Origin of the sequence: Paenibacillus tianjinensis (genome assembly GCF_017086365.1) — a bacterium.
Lineage (GTDB): Bacteria > Bacillota > Bacilli > Paenibacillales > Paenibacillaceae > Paenibacillus_AQ > Paenibacillus_AQ tianjinensis.
In genome coordinates this window covers 3,725,507-3,739,527 of the sequence record NZ_CP070969.1, presented here as the reverse complement: position 1 = coordinate 3,739,527, position 14,021 = coordinate 3,725,507, and the positions used below count along the sequence as shown (strand labels likewise).

Below are 14,021 nucleotides of genomic sequence, written 5' to 3'. Positions count from 1 at the left end.
CTGGGAAGAAAAGCTAAAAAACAGAAGGTGGGATCCAATGATTACATACCCGGTGTTTAAACCAGGAGCGGCAATTGGTGTTACTGCTTCGTCCTTTGGAGTAGATGAAGGGAGCCGGGAGACGTTTGGCGAGTCAGTAACCCGGATGAAGGAAAGAGGCTATAATGTAATACTCGGGCATACGGTGTATAAGCAGCATAAAGCGAAGTCCGTACCGGGAAGAGAGCGGGGAATGGAGTTCAACCAGATGATGCAGGATGAAGCCGTCGACCTGATCATTCCGCCTTGGGGCGGGGAGCTGCTGATTGAAATGCTGGAGTTCATTGATTTTGACCGGGTACAGGGAAAGTGGATTCTCGGATTTTCTGATATCAGCCTGCTGCTGCTCACCATCACTTTAAGAACAGGTATAGCGACGGCACATGGGCCTAGCTTCGGGGATCTACGAGGAAAGCTGACGGACGAGACAACTGCGATGTGGCAAAAGGTGCTCGCTACGCCGACCGGAGGCTCTATTCTCCAGCATTCCTCACAGAAGCATCAGGGAAAAGGGGAACCGGGCGGGACTTCACCTTATGTTTTTCATTTAAATGCAAAGACCGGATGGAAGACGGTATCAGGAAAGGACGAAGCGATAAAAGGGCGCTTGCTCGGCGGATGCATAGATGTTATCAGACATATCATCGGGACGCCATACGGCGATGTTAAGCGTTTCAATGAGGAGATCATACATGGGGAGCCTATAATCTGGTATCTGGAAAACTGTGAGCTAAATACCGTGGATGTCCGCAGATCCCTGGTTCAAATGAGATATGCAGGCTGGTTCGATAACTGTTCCGGGATTCTGTTCGGGCGCAGCGGAGGTAATCAGCCGGTTGATGATTATACAGCAGAAGATCTCTACCGTGACCTTTCAGAGGAATTGCAGCTGCCGGTCATTTATGAGATGGATTTCGGACATGTCCCTCCGCAGATGACGCTGATTAATGGTGCCTATGGCGAGGTAGAAGTAGTGAACGGCCAAGGTACCCTTAAGCAATATTTCCGCGAATAGTGAAAATATAGCAAAGAGACAGCCCGCCGGGCTGTCTCTTTGGTATTCTTACTGTTGGAATTACGTATTCACAATAGCGGTGATTTCCTCATCCAGGTCCAGCCGCACATCTTCACGGTAGGCGCGGATGCCGTATTCACTATGCATGTAGCGTAGAATCGCTTCAATCATATTGGACTCCACGAGATACTGGCTTCGCCCCTGGATCCAGACTTCGGCGGTGTAGCCGGTATCTTCCTCCCAGCTGAGCTCCACTTGCACGTCCTGGACACGTACCGCTTTGCGCTCAGCCATATGCAGGCAGATGGCATTGATGATTTCATCCATACTAAGAACGGTAGTTGGCATTAGTAGCGGCTGTTCCTTTCCTCAAATCTGCGTCTTTCTCTTCTGCGGCGGAAGAAAGACATGATAAGCACCACTACAAGGTAGATGGCGAGCATATTAATCAGGAATCCGAGAATATTGCCGAAGGCGCCCATCCCGGCGAACATGCTGCCGAAGAGGAAGCCGGCAAGTCCGCCGATCATTAACCCCTTCATTAAGCTGCCGCCGCTGAAGAATCCCCGTTTAGCAGTGGAACCGGCAGTTCCTGCCGTAGTGCCTTTGGTGCTATCACTTTTTTTCACGTTGTCCGTAGTTGATTTTTTGGGAGTCGTGGTAAAGCCGCGGCTTCCGGATTTGAACCCTCCGCGTCTCGCATCTGCGAAATCGGGAACGGTAACAGCAAAGAACAGGGTAAAAGCCATTACGATCATCATTACACGTTTCATGGATTTCATTTAGTACAAGTACCCTCCTAAAGGTTGTCTTGAAATTTTGTGGTTCTATCCAGTAATACGTAGTATGCCCTAGGAGGTTTCAATTTTAATTAAAATTATTATAAGTTAATTCGCACCTGAAGTCAGTTTTGACCAAAAAAAGTGCGTGGACCTCAGTCCACGCAAACAGCAGTTTCAGAGAGTTGCCTTGTTCTCCACATACCCGTCCGAGACAAGTTCAAGCGCTCCGGTAGCCGGATCAATGATCATGCCGTGCACAGGAATGTTTGGGGGGAGTAAGGGATGGTGCTTAATCAGCTCCACAGTCTGAATTACCCCTTCTTCCACATTGTCAAACCCGCGCAGCCATTTGGTAAGTTTAATTCCTGAGTTCTCCAGCGTGGACAGCACCTCTTCGGAAACACCGCGTTCTTTAATCGAATTGATCATTTTGTCCGCGTTCAGTGAAGCCATGCCGCATTCATGGTGTCCGACCACAACCACTTCATCCGCATCCAGTTCGTACAGTGCAACCATGACGCTGCGCATAACCGATCCGAAAGGCTGGGAAATGATCGCACCGGCGTTTTTGATAATTTTGACATCGCCATTTTTGAAATTCATCGCTTTCGGCAAAAGCTCCACCAGCCGTGTATCCATACACGTGATGATAATCATTTTTTTATCCGGAAAGCGGCTGGTCAGATAGGCTTCATATTCTTTCTTCTCTACAAAGTTCTTATTAAAATTCAAAATATCCGATATTTGAGTCATGATCATTATTCCTCCTAAAAGTTTTTTGTGTGTAGTTCGCTTTAAAAGCGTACCTAAATTTATTGAGCCTATACGTATGTACGTAAGGTCTAACAAGCTGTTGTTTCGAGAATAATTTACTGCTGCCGGGCGTAAATGAACTGGCGATCAGGAACATTAATTCCATCGCAGCCGCAGCCCTCCGTATCAAATATGGGTTGTAAAAAACCAGGCTTCCCGCCAAGCCTCTCCGTCAGCTTCCTCTCTGCCTTCGGCGTAACTTGAATGTTCATGTTCTGTTCACGCTCCTTGAGTATGTGTGATTAGATGAAATATTTCAAATTTGAAGCTGAATGCTTTGAAATGATTATACGGATTATAATTAACACACGTCAATATCCCCGAATATTCCTGGATTCTTCATAACGCAGATCGTTATAACATCTTTGAAAAATATTTTGGAGACTCCGCAAAGCCCTGCCGGTCATAAAAGCGGTGCGCGTCAGTTCTGCGGGAATGACAATGAACCTGAATTCTGTCGCAGTTCCTTTGTTTAGCAACGCTGCTGGCATACTCTTCAATGATTTGCCCGATGCCTTTACCTCTTATGGTTTCATCAACGATAAGATAGCTTATGCAAGCAATATCCCCTATAAGAGCTAACTGGGGAATAAAATGCAGTGAAATGCAGGCAGCTACCCGTCCTTCCTCTTCATAAACCATTAACTCTTCATCAGGATGGGCAAGCAGTCTTTCAATATTTTCTTTAATAAAGGACTCGGTATTAGGGTAGCCCAGCTGATCTAACAATGCAGAGATCTGTTTCCAATCGTTTACTCGCGCGTGCCTGATCATAACCCCCACTCCTTTTTGTGCGTGATCCAGAATTAGCATTACTATAGCCCTCTGAAAACCAGGCGTCCAGTACCACAACCGTTTGATTTTTGCGCCTTCTGGCTGGTTCAATAACACTTAAAAGCTGCTACAGGTACCTGGCGCGGTTGATTATACGGATTTAAAAAAGTATCATCAAGAGGAGTTAGTAAAACAGAGAAAGCAGGTGCGCAGGAATGGAACAAGCAGTAAGAGAAGAATGGGAGAAATTTCAGGAGCTGTTATCCAAAATCAGCGGTTATAACGAAGCCATCGGACTCCTTCATTGGGATTTGCGCACAGGTGCGCCGCGAAAGGGAGTAGAGGTCCGCTCGGGAACGATCGGCATGCTCTCCGGAGAATTGTTCAGACTGGAGACATCACCGGAGATGGGCGAATTTACGAAGTTTTTCAGCCGTCCTGACGTTGCGAGCCAGTTAAGTGATGCCCAGAACAAAATCGTTAAGGACTGCCTCAAGGAATATGAACGCAGCAAGAGCATCCCTTCCAAAAAATTCGAGGAGTACTCCGTTCTGGCAGCCCATTCCGAGAGCATGTGGGAAGAAGCCAAGGAGAACGATGATTTTGCTTCCTTTGAGCCTTACTTAAGCAAGATTGTCGCCTTCAAACAGGAATTTATTGATTATTGGGGTGTCAAGGATACCCGGTATGATACGCTGCTTGATATGTACGAGCCCGATTTGACTGTCGCCAAAGTCGATGAAATCTTCGGCCGCCTTCGCGCCCGTCTTGTGCCGCTCGTAGAGGCGATTAGTGCTTCACCTAACAAGCCTGATACCGAATTTTTGAGCCAAATCTATGCCAAAGAGCAGCAGGAGAAATTCGGCCTGTTCGTACTGGAGCAGATGGGCTATGACTTTGAAGCAGGACGCCTTGATGAGAGTGTGCATCCGTTCGCTACTGGACTGAATCCAGGTGATGTGCGCATCACGACCAATTATTTGCTCGATAATGTAACAAGCGCGATTTTCAGTTCACTCCATGAAGGCGGGCACGCCCTGTATGAGCAAAATATCAGCAAGGATCTGGTTGGTACACCGCTCGCTACCGGCACCTCCATGGGAATCCATGAATCCCAGTCGAGACTGTGGGAGAATATGATCGGCCGCAGCCGTGCTTTCTGGCAGCGTTACTATGGTGATCTGCAGCAGCATTTCCCTGAGCAGCTGGCGAATGTGGAAGTGGAGCAGTTTTACCGCGCGATCAACAGTGTAGCCAATTCGTTTATCCGGATTGAAGCCGACGAGCTGACGTATAACCTGCACATCATTATCCGTTATGAAATCGAAAAGCTTATTTTCAATGAAGGCCTTGAGGTTAAGGAGCTGCCAAAAGTCTGGAATGCCAAATATCAGGAATACCTGGGCATCACCCCGCCTTCCAATGCGCTAGGCGTACTGCAGGATGTTCACTGGTCCGGCGGAGACTTCGGTTATTTTGCTTCTTACTCCCTGGGGAATATGTATGCGGCACAGATTCTGAATACGCTCCGTAAAGAGCTTCCGGATTTTGACAGCCTGATTGCTGAAGGCAACCTGCTGCCAATCAAGGAATGGCTGACGGACAAAATCTACCGCTTCGGCAAGAGCCTGACCCCTTCGCAAATTATCGAGCAGGTTACCGGAGAGCCGCTGAACCCGGACTATCTGGCTGATTATCTGGAAGCGAAATATAAAGAGCTCTATAAGCTGTAATCCGGCTGCCAAACACGGTATAATAGAAGGAAACGCAAACGGAAGGATTTTTGTGATGGCAAATACTTATACTTACAGCCGCAGGGAAGAGGTTGCGAATGCAATTACGCATGGTATCGGTACGGTACTGAGTGTAGCTGCGCTTGTCCTGCTCGTTGTTTTTGCCAGTCTGAAGGGAACGGCCTGGCATGTGGTCAGCTTCTCCATTTACGGGACGACGATGCTGCTTCTGTATCTTAATTCCACACTCGTGCACAGTCTGCGGGAGGGCAAAGCTAAGGATTTATTCGAATTCTTTGACCATTCCTCCATTTATCTGTTTATTGCCGGCACCTATACGCCGTTCCTGCTGGTGGCGATCCGAGGGACATTGGGCTGGAGCCTGTTTGGCATCGTCTGGGGAGTGGCATTGTTCGGAGTGCTGTTCAAAGCGTTCTTCGTCAAAAAGTTTCTGTTCATGTCTACGATCTTTTACATTGCCATGGGCTGGCTGATCGTCATCGCCTGGAATCCGCTCTCGGCGTCTGTGGCCGGAGGCGGCATGACGCTGCTTATGGCCGGTGGGATCTTGTATACGCTCGGGACAGTCTTTTATGTATGGAGAGGCTTTCCGTTCCATCATGCAGTCTGGCATGTCTTCGTGCTTGCGGGCAGTGTGACTCACTTCTTCGCAGTCCTGATTTACCTGTTGCCGATCCGCTAATTGCAGTGAAATAGCCTCTAAATGATACATTTTGCACACAAAAAAAGATGACAAGCAAAAAGACTTGACATCTTTCTTTGTTTTCGGTATCATAAGGGACGTTGTGAAGCTGTAAAGTGTTTTTCCTTGACGAAGGGAGTGCCCTTAATGAGTCAGGAGAATAGGCTCGAGAAAACGAACCGGATCAACCTGTTATTCGCATTCTATGAACGGCTGCTTACTGATAAACAGCAAACGTTTCTGAAATATTACTTCCACGATGATTTCTCCCTGGGAGAGATCGCTGCGGAATTTGCAATCAGCCGGCAGGCCGTGTATGAGCATATCAAACGTGCCGAGCAGGTGCTGGAGAATTATGAAGAGAAACTTGGCCTATTAGCCAAACATGAAGACCGTAACCGATATTTAGAAGAACTGCGCAGACTGCCGGATAATGGAATGCTGCCTGAGGAATATAATCAGCGGTTCACGGAGCTCGTGGATCGTCTGCAGAGGTTAGAGTAGCATGAAGGGAGACAGCCGCATATGGCATTTGAAGGTTTAAGCGGAAGATTGCAGAATGTGTTCAGCAAGCTGCGCGGCAAAGGTAAAGTATCCGAAGATGACGTAAACGAAGCCATGCGCGAAGTGCGGCTGGCGCTTCTGGAAGCCGATGTTAACTTCAAAGTAGTCAAGGACTTCGTGTCCAAGGTGAAGGAGAAGTCCATTGGCAAGGAAGTAATGGACAGCTTTACTCCCGGCATGGTTATCATCGACATCGTTAATAAGGAACTGACCGAGCTGATGGGCGGAAGCCAGGCGAAGCTGGCCAAGTCGAACAAGCCGCCGACCGTGATTATGATGGCAGGTCTGCAAGGGGCCGGTAAGACGACCACTTCAGGCAAGCTGGCCAAGCTGCTGCAGAAGGGCAATCACCGCCCGCTGCTTGTAGCCGGGGACATATACCGTCCGGCTGCGATCAAGCAGCTTCAGGTGCTGGGCGAACAGATTAAGGTTCCTGTATTCGCATTGGGGGATCAGGTTAGTCCGGTGGAGATTGCCAGACAAGCTATCCAGCATGCAAAGGACAATAATCTGGATTATGTCATCATCGATACCGCAGGCCGCCTGCATATTGATGAAGCGCTGATGGATGAGCTGAAGCAGATCCACACGGTAGTTAATCCTGATGAAGTCCTGCTTGTAGTCGATGCCATGACCGGTCAGGATGCCGTCAACGTAGCCGACAGCTTCAACAAGCAGCTTGAGCTTACCGGGGTCGTGCTGACGAAGCTCGATGGCGACACCCGCGGTGGTGCGGCGTTGTCCGTCAAGGCTGTAACCGGCTGCCCGATCAAGTTCGCTGCACTGGGCGAGAAGATCGACGCGCTGGAGCCGTTCCATCCGGAGCGGATGGCTTCGCGGATTCTCGGTATGGGTGACATGCTCTCCCTGATCGAGAAGGCTCAAGCCAACATCGATACCGAAAAAGCGAAGGAAATGGAACGTAAGATGCGTAATGCGGAATTTACGTTCGACGATTTCCTGGAGCAGATGGATCAGGTTAAGAAGCTTGGCCCAATCGACCAGATTCTTGATATGCTGCCTGGCATGAACAAAGCCAAGGGCGTGAAGGACCTCAAGGTTGACGACAAGCAGATGGGCCGCGTCGAGGCAATTGTTCATTCCATGACCAAAGCCGAGAAAGCCCAGCCCGAAATCATTAACCACAACCGCCGCAAGCGTATTGCTGCCGGCAGCGGAACGAATGTCGCAGAGGTCAACCGCCTCATCAAGCAATTCGATGAGATGCGCAAGATGATGAAGCAGTTCTCCGGCATGATGGGCGGCGGAGGCAAGGGCGGCAAGAAAAACGCCATGAAACAGCTTAAGAGTCTTGGCGGTAAGGGCGGCATGAAGTTCCCGTTCCGTTGATCCTAAGGTTTTGATCTTAATCTTTTGATCTTTACCAGATCAGACATAGTACAACATCAGATGATCGAGTCGTTTTTGATCTTAATCTTTCATAGATCAGACATAGTACAACATCAGATGATCGAGTCGTTTTTGATCTTAATCTTTTGACCTTAAGTCCTTAATCTTTAAAGTAGAAGTTTGTGTTAAACCAGTCCCAAGGTACCGCCGCAGTTAAGCGGGTCCCGTAAGGGACGAAAAGCGATCCTTGCTCCCCCATCCCAAGATCCCGCCAGTCTGAACACTTACGCCAGTTGCACTTAAGCGGGTGTCCAGAGGGCAAGGCCCTTGGGGCCCTCCCTTGGAAGGGAGGGTTTGGGAGGGATCGAAAAAAGGTTTACCCTAAACATCTTCCCAATATTTCGATACTTTTTTAAGGAGGTGAATTTCGTGGCAGTACGTATTCGTTTGAAAAGAATGGGTGCACATAAAGCGCCTTTCTACCGTGTAGTGGTTTCCGATTCCCGGTCCCCTCGTGACGGTCGTTTTATCGAGGAAATCGGTTACTATAATCCGATTGAACAACCGGCAGTAGTTAAGATCGATGAGGAAAAGGCTCTTAAATGGCTTCAAACAGGTGCACAAGCATCTGATACCGTCCGCAACTTGCTTTCCAAAGCAGGCGTGATGAAGAAGTTCCATGAGTCGAAGCAACAGAAATAATGACTGATTGCGAGGGTCCTCTATGGAAGAATTAGTTGGAGTAATTGCTAAGGCTTTAGTGGATCATCCAGAAGATGTGACGGTGCGGACTGTGGAGAAGGATCACCTGATTGTTTATGAGCTCTCTGTACATCCTGATGATGTCGGTAAGGTCATCGGCAAGCAGGGGCGGATCGCCAAAGCACTTCGCACAGTAGTTACATCCGCAGCAGTCAAGAGCGATAAACGCGTGACCGTAGATATTTTATCTTAATCGATGCGCACAATGAGGGGCTAGGGATAGTATATCCCGGCTCCTTTTTGGTTCAAATATAGAGAAGTGAATAGATAAAGGAGTGGGTAAAATGGCGGAAGAACTTACGGTAGGCAGACTGGTCAATACGCACGGCATTCGCGGGGAGATCAAAATCTTGTCGCATACCGATTTTCCGGACGTGAGGTTCGCACCCGGTAAAAAGCTGCTGGTTATCCCGGCAGACGGCAGCCCGAAATTCGAGGTGATCGTAGAGTCAGCGAGAGAGCATAAAGGGATGTTTATTGCCAAGCTGAAGGGATATACCAATATTAATCAGATTGAGAAGTACAAAGGCAGTCTGCTTAAGGTTCCCGGTGACGACCTCGTGGAGCTTCCGGAGAACGAATATTACTTCCATCACATTGTCGGCTGTGAAGTCTACACAGATGAAGACGGAAGCAAGCCGTTAGGTACAATTACAGATATCCTGCAACCGGGGGCGAATGATGTCTGGGTAGTGAAGCCCGCTAAGGGACAGGACATTCTGATTCCGGTGATCAATGATGTCGTGCTCGATGTGGATATCGCCGCCAAAAAGATCACTGTTCACCTGATGGAAGGGCTGCTGCCATGATGAGAATTGATGTGCTGACGCTCTTCCCGGATATGTGTGAGGGTGTATTTAGCACAAGCATTCTTGGCAAAGCGCGTGAAAAAGGAATTGTCTCACTGAACGCGGTCAATTTCCGTGACTTCTCAGGCAACAAGCATAATACAGTGGACGATACACCCTATGGCGGAGGCGGAGGCATGGTGCTGAAGCCGGATCCGATATTTGCAGCGGTGGAGCATGTTCTGGAGAGTGTGCAGGATGAGAGCAGTCCGAAGGTACAGGATTCGGAGATAGCAGAAGAGCCTTCTGCACCTGTTCCGGTGAAGCCGCGGATTATCCTGATGTGCCCGCAAGGGCAGACTTATAACCAGCAGATCGCTGAGGAATTGGCCCGGGAGCAGCACCTCATCTTTATCTGCGGTCATTATGAAGGCTATGATGAGCGGATCAGAGAGCATCTGGTGACAGACGAGCTGTCCATCGGGGATTATGTACTGACAGGCGGAGAGCTACCAGCCCTGACCGTTATTGATTCGGTGGTCAGGCTGCAGCCGGGAGCGCTCGGTAATGAGACCTCGGCTATCACGGATTCCTTCAGTACAGGCCTCTTGGAGTATCCGCATTATACGCGTCCTGCGGAATTCCGCGGCTGGAAGGTGCCGGATATCCTTCTTAGCGGACATCATGCCAATATCGAGCTATGGCGGCGCGAGCAGGCACTTAAGCGTACGCTGGAGCGCAGGCCGGATCTGCTGGATACCGCCGAGCTTACGGCAAAGGACCGGAAGACGCTCGATCTACTCAAAGAGCAGCTGGGACAGTCTTGAGCCTAATTTTTATAGAAGTTGTCATATCTGACGTCTTTTTAACGTATATTACGTTGAGGAGGCGTTTTTTGTTATGTCCAAATGGTTATATAAATCTCAGTAGAGAAAAGCTAGACACAGAAACATCACAAAAAAATACGAGCAAATGTGCGTTGGTATCCTTATTTTAGGGTAATGAATAGAGGTGCCGCAAAACACTCCACTTAGACGCAGCTAGCTCAACAATCGAAAGGAATGAACATAAGTGACTACGAATACGCATGAACCACTCAAGCCAGACGTGGACACTGTCCACAAGGAAGCGGAGCCGCTCCGCACCGTTAACGATATCATCGAGTTTTATACGAATCGTAAATCGTAACTTACTATAGGATGACACAAAGAAACTTTAAGGAGGTACCCGCCGGGTACCTCCTTAAAGTTTTTTTGTGTAAATGTATAGCAGAAGACATAAAAAAGACCGTCCGAAGACGGTCTCTCTACCCGAGGCGCTTTTTATTGCTTTGATCCGTATCCCGCGCCACCAAGACTTAGGTTCAGCCGTTGGTCCGGGTAAGGGATACGTTCAGCATGTCATGCTTGATGTGAACGCACCTCCTTTCCTTGTGCCAAGAGTATAGCATAGCCATTTCCGAAAATCTATAAAAATTTAATAATAGTTTTAAATAATTTTCCGCTTGAATGTAAGCATTTTCTGGAGTATATATAAATATAGATAGGTTATACATATCCGTCGGGGTATAGCGCAGCCTGGTAGCGCGCACCCTTGGGGTGGGTGAGGTCGCAGGTTCAAATCCTGTTACTCCGATAACCAAAAAAACCGCTTTCTGCAGGATTCTGGAATCCTTGCGGAAAGCGGTTTTTACGTTTGGAATGGTTAGTTATTCTACCGTATCCCTGCTGCGTTTGAGCTGGAAAAGACCTGTAACCAGCGAATACGTTCCTACAGCCAGAAGCGCTACAATTGCCCATGTATAGTGACGTACCGAGTAGGTGAGGGACGCGAACATGATGAATATGGCGATGCGAAGGACCCCTTCATTCATAAAACGTCTGCTTGCTGTGCTCATGATTGCTGCCTCCTCATATTAGTTATATTGGCTAATAAACAAGCCCGAAAGCGCTTGAATTCTTTGTATTCATTATAAACCTTTTCTCCAGAAAAAGACACACTTTGTTCACAAGTACTTTATTTCACAATAATTTCACATAGTGCAGTGAATTCACAAAGAATTCACCATGTGGTTAGGCCGAAAATTATTAAGCCCAGCTTCCGCATCCCTGTACCCTTGCCGTTGCCGCTTTATCACGGACCTCATAAAATACAGCAAACGAAGGAGGAGGGATACTCTGGTGGAAGCTTATTACAATTGCCTGCACTGCAAAAACAAAAGGGTGCGGATTATGACTACTGACGGAAAGCGGTATGAGGGAATTGTTGTCGACGTCGACAGAAATAACGTATATCTGAAAACCAAAGGAAACGGCCGGATGAAGACATCTGCTTTTTATCCTGGAAGCTATTATGGCGGGTACTACGGATACGGCAGTGAAATTCTAACCTTAAGTCTGTTTACACTGCTGGCAATCGCACTAATTTAAATGAAAAAAACGGGCTTTCCCAAGTTGATTTGGGACAGCCCGCTTTATGGAATATTCGTCTAATCCCGGACGGTAATGGCGCCGATTTCTGTAGAGAGTGCGAGCAGCGGTCCGCCTCCATTATAATCCTGTTTGCCTTTGGATACACCGCTAATCGCACCAAGCTCACTGGAAGCCTTCACAGTGCATTTAAGACCGCTGGCGAGTGTTGTTTTAATAGCGCCTACGTCACTGCTGGCTGTAAGGCTGCTGCCGCTGGTCATACTGCCTAGTCCAAGGGAGATGCTCCCGGTATCTGTTTGAACAATGGACTTACCGGTAATTTGAACGTCCTGGAGAGAAATGGTTCCGACATCGCTGATAATCTTGAAGCTGCCCTGGAGGCCGCTCAGTTGAACCGAACCGACATTATTATTTATCTCATATCCGGTGATGCCTGCCGGAACTTCAATTACATAATTAATGCTGAAATCGGAATGCTTGTATTTCTTTTGTGCCCAGGTCCACAGGTCTTTTTTGGGACTGTCTTTGGGATGAGCGGATACCATAAGCTTGCCTCTGTTGCTCTCGATGGAAACCTCGGCATTATCCAGGATCTTCTGGTCAACTTCTTTGGTCACAGGGTTATGTGCGATAACAGATGCGGATACATGAACGGTATCTCCTTCAACCGAGACGACATCGATCTTGCCGACTGCATTGTCGAGAATAAGCCCTGTTGAATCCCCGCTCTTCAATGATACTGTAAGATCTTGTCTTAGTCCGTTCTCATTAATCTGGTCTGTTACCTCCGCTGCAGCTTCCTGGACGGCTTCCTGTACATTGCCAGCAGCTTCCTGTACATTGCCAGCAGCTTCCTCGATGTCCTGGCCTACCTCTTCTGATGCCTCACTGAGTTCAAGATGAAGTGATTCCAGAAAGGGAGTGCCATTATTCCCGGAGAAGCTCTCCTCAAGCTGATTATCAGCAGCCTCCTTGCCGGGAAGCTCCCTGCAGCCGGCCAGAAGCACCAACGAGAAGACGGTGACTGCCGCGATTATTGCGGTGCTATGTTTTTTTCTCAACAATATTACCTCCCACAAAAATTCTTGTCTGCCTATGTAGTATCAATAGTATATATTATGGTAAATAATTGAAGAACAGGCTGCAGTCGGGTTCCTCTGCTGGACTATAGTCCAGGATGCCCGGTGTCACTGTAATTTGATCATTAATTATGGTAAAATGGGCTAAAGATTAGCTGTCTTATGCAGCGGAGCTTGGCAGCGGGAACAGACCGTCACTCAGACATCATTTAAGGGCGGTCTATTTACTATTTTGACTGTGAAAGGTCAAGGGAGCGGATGAGCCAAATGGTATATGCAGCAGTTCTGATGGTAGTGTTAGTTATTGTTGCTGTTTCTTTTGTATCCCGGAGCCGTAGCAGCAAGCCCAAAAGTCCGGGAACGGGTACTGCCAGCAATGTAATATCAATGGATCGACATCGTAAAGCAAAGCAAAGCACTGTTGAGCAGCCTTGCTCCTCCTGCAAGAAGAAGAACGGCAAACTGATATTTTATGCCCAGGACAATGGAAGCGTTGTCGGACTATGCAAGGATTGTAAGGCAAAGGCGAAAAAACGGGATTTGATGCCGCTATAATCAAAAATGATGTTGTAATAGCCTATCTTTTATGATACTATTATTTCTGTTGTGTGGAATACGGTGGTCCGCTGCGGATAATGAGGGAGAGCAAAGGTCTCTCCGGAAGAGGCAAGAACACCTGTACGGAAGGAGGAAGTCCTAAATGAATATCCTACAAGCAATTACGCAAGAGCAACTTCGTAAAGATATCCCTAGTTTTCGTCCAGGTGATACTTTGAAGGTGCACGTAAAAGTTATCGAAGGAACTCGTGAACGGATCCAGTTGTTCGAAGGCGTTGTAATCAAACGTCGCGGCGGTGGAATCAGTGAGACTTTTACAGTTCGTAAAATTTCTTACGGTGTTGGTGTGGAAAGAACTTTCCCAATCAACTCGCCTAAGCTCGAGAAAATCGAAGTGGCTCGTCGTGGTAAAGTTCGTCGTGCGAAGCTGTACTATCTTCGTGAACTTCGCGGTAAAGCTGCAAGAATTAAAGAAATTCGTCGCTAGAATAGTGACAGAGAAAAGGGGCTTGAATTCAAGCCCTTTTCTTTTTTCTTGCAGGCAGAGCCGTTCTTTTTGTGGTGCAAACATTAAACTTTAACATATATGCCTTAGGATCAGCTTCTCCGAAAAGGCCTCCTGAAGGAGT

18 protein-coding genes and 1 tRNA gene are annotated in these 14,021 nt (G+C 47.9%); 12 read left to right on the top strand and 7 right to left on the bottom strand.

Annotated elements, in window-relative coordinates:
* Positions 1-37 precede the first annotated feature (37 nt).
* Positions 38-1,054, top strand: a complete 1,017-nt coding sequence (locus JRJ22_RS16930; RefSeq protein ID WP_206100636.1) for a S66 family peptidase — start codon at positions 38-40, stop codon at positions 1,052-1,054.
* A 60-nt stretch (positions 1,055-1,114) separates the two neighbouring features.
* Here JRJ22_RS16930 and JRJ22_RS16925 read toward each other — a convergent pair whose 3' ends face one another.
* The 5 genes from JRJ22_RS16925 to JRJ22_RS16905 all read right to left on the bottom strand — a co-directional run bounded on the left by JRJ22_RS16925 (position 1,115) and on the right by JRJ22_RS16905 (position 3,423).
* Positions 1,115-1,402, bottom strand: a complete 288-nt coding sequence (locus JRJ22_RS16925) for a YxcD family protein (protein WP_054941114.1) — start codon at positions 1,400-1,402, stop codon at positions 1,115-1,117.
* Positions 1,402-1,836, bottom strand: a complete 435-nt coding sequence (locus JRJ22_RS16920; RefSeq protein WP_206100635.1) for a hypothetical protein — start codon at positions 1,834-1,836, stop codon at positions 1,402-1,404. The genes JRJ22_RS16925 and JRJ22_RS16920 overlap by 1 nt, the downstream gene beginning before the upstream one ends.
* Before the next feature lie 174 nt (positions 1,837-2,010).
* On the bottom strand, positions 2,011-2,589 hold the full coding sequence (locus JRJ22_RS16915; protein WP_206100634.1) for a beta-class carbonic anhydrase: 579 nt from the start codon (positions 2,587-2,589) through the stop codon (positions 2,011-2,013).
* 116 nt (positions 2,590-2,705) lie between these two features.
* Positions 2,706-2,861 (bottom strand): hypothetical protein, encoded by a 156-nt coding sequence (locus JRJ22_RS16910; RefSeq protein ID WP_206100633.1) that lies wholly within the window; start codon positions 2,859-2,861, stop codon positions 2,706-2,708.
* Positions 2,862-3,003: 142 nt separating this feature from the next.
* Positions 3,004-3,423 (bottom strand): GNAT family N-acetyltransferase, encoded by a 420-nt coding sequence (locus JRJ22_RS16905; RefSeq protein ID WP_206100632.1) that lies wholly within the window; start codon positions 3,421-3,423, stop codon positions 3,004-3,006.
* Positions 3,424-3,638: 215 nt separating this feature from the next.
* On the opposite strand from JRJ22_RS16905, the gene JRJ22_RS16900 reads away from it, so the two are divergent.
* The 9 genes from JRJ22_RS16900 (at position 3,639) to JRJ22_RS16860 (ending at position 10,958) form a co-directional block, all read left to right on the top strand.
* Positions 3,639-5,156 (top strand): carboxypeptidase M32, encoded by a 1,518-nt coding sequence (locus tag JRJ22_RS16900; RefSeq protein WP_206100631.1) that lies wholly within the window; start codon positions 3,639-3,641, stop codon positions 5,154-5,156.
* Between the two features lie 55 nt (positions 5,157-5,211).
* Positions 5,212-5,859 carry a PAQR family membrane homeostasis protein TrhA gene (trhA, locus tag JRJ22_RS16895; RefSeq protein WP_206100630.1) on the top strand — a complete coding sequence of 216 codons (648 nt, stop codon included), beginning with the start codon at positions 5,212-5,214 and terminating at the stop codon, positions 5,857-5,859.
* A gap of 147 nt (positions 5,860-6,006) precedes the next feature.
* Positions 6,007-6,363 carry a putative DNA-binding protein gene (locus JRJ22_RS16890; protein WP_206100629.1) on the top strand — a complete coding sequence of 119 codons (357 nt, stop codon included), beginning with the start codon at positions 6,007-6,009 and terminating at the stop codon, positions 6,361-6,363.
* A 21-nt stretch (positions 6,364-6,384) separates the two neighbouring features.
* Positions 6,385-7,773, top strand: coding sequence for a signal recognition particle protein (gene ffh / locus JRJ22_RS16885; protein ID WP_206100627.1), 1,389 nt, complete (start codon positions 6,385-6,387; stop codon positions 7,771-7,773).
* Positions 7,774-8,202: 429 nt separating this feature from the next.
* Complete coding sequence (gene rpsP / locus JRJ22_RS16880) at positions 8,203-8,475, top strand: 30S ribosomal protein S16 (RefSeq protein WP_054941109.1); 273 nt, start codon at positions 8,203-8,205, stop codon at positions 8,473-8,475.
* A 22-nt stretch (positions 8,476-8,497) separates the two neighbouring features.
* Positions 8,498-8,728, top strand: a complete 231-nt coding sequence (locus tag JRJ22_RS16875) for a KH domain-containing protein (RefSeq protein WP_019910364.1) — start codon at positions 8,498-8,500, stop codon at positions 8,726-8,728.
* Between the two features lie 91 nt (positions 8,729-8,819).
* Positions 8,820-9,344: a ribosome maturation factor RimM gene (gene rimM, locus JRJ22_RS16870; protein ID WP_054941108.1), complete on the top strand. Its 525-nt coding sequence runs from the start codon at positions 8,820-8,822 to the stop codon at positions 9,342-9,344.
* Entirely contained in the window at positions 9,344-10,150 is an 807-nt protein-coding gene (gene trmD / locus JRJ22_RS16865) for a tRNA (guanosine(37)-N1)-methyltransferase TrmD (RefSeq protein WP_206105176.1), read from the top strand. Before rimM ends, trmD begins: the two co-directional genes overlap by 1 nt.
* Positions 10,151-10,884: 734 nt before the next feature.
* Positions 10,885-10,958, top strand: a tRNA-Pro gene (locus tag JRJ22_RS16860).
* A 73-nt stretch (positions 10,959-11,031) separates the two neighbouring features.
* On the opposite strand, the gene JRJ22_RS16855 is transcribed toward JRJ22_RS16860, so the two are convergent.
* The gene (locus JRJ22_RS16855; RefSeq protein ID WP_206100626.1) at positions 11,032-11,220 is read right to left on the bottom strand and encodes a hypothetical protein; all 189 of its coding nucleotides are present in this window, start codon (positions 11,218-11,220) and stop codon (positions 11,032-11,034) included.
* Positions 11,221-11,503: 283 nt separating this feature from the next.
* Between JRJ22_RS16855 and JRJ22_RS16850 the strand changes: the two genes are divergently transcribed.
* Positions 11,504-11,752: an LSm family protein gene (locus JRJ22_RS16850; protein WP_206100624.1), complete on the top strand. Its 249-nt coding sequence runs from the start codon at positions 11,504-11,506 to the stop codon at positions 11,750-11,752.
* A 59-nt stretch (positions 11,753-11,811) separates the two neighbouring features.
* Here JRJ22_RS16850 and JRJ22_RS16845 read toward each other — a convergent pair whose 3' ends face one another.
* The gene (locus tag JRJ22_RS16845; RefSeq protein ID WP_206100623.1) at positions 11,812-12,816 is read right to left on the bottom strand and encodes a hypothetical protein; all 1,005 of its coding nucleotides are present in this window, start codon (positions 12,814-12,816) and stop codon (positions 11,812-11,814) included.
* 718 nt (positions 12,817-13,534) lie between these two features.
* On the opposite strand from JRJ22_RS16845, the gene rplS reads away from it, so the two are divergent.
* Positions 13,535-13,879, top strand: a complete 345-nt coding sequence (gene rplS / locus JRJ22_RS16840) for a 50S ribosomal protein L19 (RefSeq protein WP_036688590.1) — start codon at positions 13,535-13,537, stop codon at positions 13,877-13,879.
* Positions 13,880-14,021: the final 142 nt, after the last annotated feature.